Consider the following 2,592-nt stretch of genomic DNA (forward strand, 5'->3'; position numbering starts at 1 on the left):
CCGGATAGGCCGGGCGCAGTTGATAGGGCGGCGGCGGCCCCGGCGGCGGCCCCATCGGTGCATGCGGCGCCCCGGCCTGCGCCAGCGCAACCGAGGCGCCCAGAACGATCGCCGCAACGGCGAGAATGGTGCGCGTCATGCCTTGCCTCCCTTGGTCACGCTATCCTGCGGCGCGGAATGGCGCTGCGCGGCATAGGCGGCGGGCCACACGCCCTGCTTGCCCGGCGCAATGATGCCGTTGGGATCGAGCGCGTTCTTGACCCGCTCGTCGAACCGGCGCAGCGCGTGGTTGTTGTAATCGAACGTGTCCATCACCGGGTCCATCCAGCCCAGGTGCGTGCGGTATTCGCCATAGCCAGCCTTGGCCGTCTCGCTGATCAGCGCGTTGAACAGCGCCTTCATGTTCGAAACCATCGCGGCATCGTCGCGATCGTACATCAGCATGTTGATGTTGTTGGCAAATCGCCCGCCGACGGTGAAGCTGGCATAGAAATCTACGTCGTGATCGGCGATGATCTTGCGGCTGCGCTTCAACTGCCCCAGCACATGCTCGCTGCTCGCCGGCACCACCGGGGAAAAGCCCATGTGCGCGCCGCGCCCGCCGATCCAGTCAGACATCTGCAGCGGCACGGCCGAGGGCACGCCCATGGTGATCTCGTACTGGCCGATGGCGTCGCCCTGGCGCCACCAGTTCTCCTGCGGCGGCGCGGCCAGATGGCGCTTCATCGCCGCCTTGACGATCTCGGCCTTGGCCTTGATCACGCTTTCCTCGCCATAAAGGCGCAGCGCCACCTGCCAGTAGCCCAGCTTGTACTGCTTGAGCAGCTCGGCCACGCGCCATTCGGGGATGGCACCCGGCTTGTCCCAGAAATCGTGGCGCTGGCCTTTCAGCACCATCTTGCCCAGCCAGCTGGGGATGAACACGTTCTGCTCGATCAGCCCGGAAATCTTGAGCGGTGCGATGGTATCGACCACCCAGCCGATATCCCCCTCTTCGGGAATGTCGAAGATCAGTTCGAGCGAGGCTTCGGGCGCGGGTTGCAGCCACAGCCCGGCCTTGGTGACCACGCCCAGGTTCGACTGGGTGAACGCCAGGTCATAGGTCGGGCCATAGCTGAACGGAAACAGGTGCCAGGCCGGGTTGCCGGTCATCGCGCCCATGCCGGTGCGCAGCAGGTCGCCATCGGGCAGCACCACTTCCAGCCCGCACAGGTTGCGGGCATGGAGGCCATAGGGGGTATAGCCGATGCCGTGATCGAGCGCGTTGCCGATCACCGAGCCCCAGCCATTGCCCGGCACGCTCATCCACAAGGGATGGTTGCCGCGCAGGATGGCATCGTGCAGGTCAAAGAACCCCACGCCCGGCTCCACCACGCAGGTGGCCAGCTTGGGATCGATGTCGATGATATTGTTCATGCGCCCCAGATCGAGCACGATCGACCCGGCCATGCGCGGCGCGGCCGTGCCATAGCCCAGGTTCTTGCCGCGCGCGACCGGCCACAGCGGGGTCTTGTGCTCGTTAGCGAGGCGCACGACCGCCCGCACTTCCTCCACATTGGCCGGCGCCACGGCGGCGCTGGCGGCCCATTGCTCGGCATCGCCGGGGGCATAGATATCGGAATAGGCGTCACGGTCGCTTTCGCTGGCCATGACCCAATCCTTGCCCACCACGCCTTCATAGGCCTTGAGCGCGGCGGCAAAGCCCTGGGGGCTGACGCGGGGTGGCAGGTGCAGTTTCACCGGCAGATCTCTCCCATCATGGTCCCGCAACCGGGACTCATTTTCTAACAATTGTTATTGTTCTGCCTGCAATCGCGCGGTCGGTCAAGCCGCCATCACATGATTTGTATCGCCAAGCCGTTCAGCCCCGGCTATCATCGCAGGTGGGGACCAGGACTTTGCAGCGAGCCAAGCACCTGGCATGAAGACCAAGCCTTTCGTCACCATCGCTCTTGCCGTTGGCCTGCTGGCCGGCACCACTGGCTGCAGCCAGCTGTCGCGGCTGTTCTCGCACGATGCCGATACGCCCGATATCGCCGGCACGCTCGATGCCGAGCCGTCCGGCGCCAGTAGCCAGGCCGGCATTTTCTCGGCGGCCACGCCCGATGATCCCACCGCGTTTCTCAAGGCCATGTTTGCCGACGATGGCCTTGGCGGCGCGGTTTCCACCGTGGGCGATCTGCGCCACCGCTATTTTTCCGAAGAGATGGCCGGCCTGCTGGCCGATACCACGCGCGGCACCGGCTCGTCGCTGGCGGGCAATCCGCTCTGCCTGTGCAACAACCCCACCGATCTGCAGCAGACCATCATGATCACCCATGCCGATGCCCACAAGGCCCTGGCCCACGTCACCGTGACCCGCAGCGGCGTGGCCGATGGACCCACCGTGCACCTGGTGATCGCCATGGCCCGCAAGGAGGAAGGCTGGAAAATCACCGACATCCGCTATCCCGACGAAAACGTCGGGCTGCGCGATATCCTGGCCAAGGCCAACGCCCCGTCGCTCGACGTCAACGCGGCGTATTAGGCGGGGTGGGCCAATTCGAATGAGCGGTTTCGCTTATTTGAGGACATGCTGGCGTTTTGCACAAG

Annotated in this window: 2 protein-coding genes; one reads left to right on the forward strand and one right to left on the reverse strand. The window is 64.9% G+C overall.

The genetic code is table 11. The annotated features are described in order from the left end of the window. Positions 1-135: 135 nt before the first annotated feature. A complete protein-coding gene (locus H926_RS28295) occupies positions 136-1,740 on the reverse strand; it encodes an FAD-binding oxidoreductase (protein WP_022677392.1) in 1,605 nt (534 codons plus the stop codon). A gap of 181 nt (positions 1,741-1,921) precedes the next feature. Between H926_RS28295 and H926_RS0117055 the strand changes: the two genes are divergently transcribed. Beyond that, entirely contained in the window at positions 1,922-2,527 is a 606-nt protein-coding gene (locus H926_RS0117055; RefSeq protein ID WP_022677393.1) for a hypothetical protein, read from the forward strand. The last annotated feature ends 65 nt before the right edge of the window (positions 2,528-2,592 follow it).

Origin of the sequence: Novosphingobium sp. B-7, assembly GCF_000410615.1 — a bacterium.
In the GTDB taxonomy this organism is placed as follows: domain Bacteria; phylum Pseudomonadota; class Alphaproteobacteria; order Sphingomonadales; family Sphingomonadaceae; genus Novosphingobium; species Novosphingobium capsulatum.

Coding starts and splice junctions, on each gene's coding strand:
- H926_RS0117055 (WP_022677393.1), top strand. CDS start 1,922: ATGAAGACCAAGCCTTTCGTCACCATCGCTCTTGCCGTTGGCCTGCTG.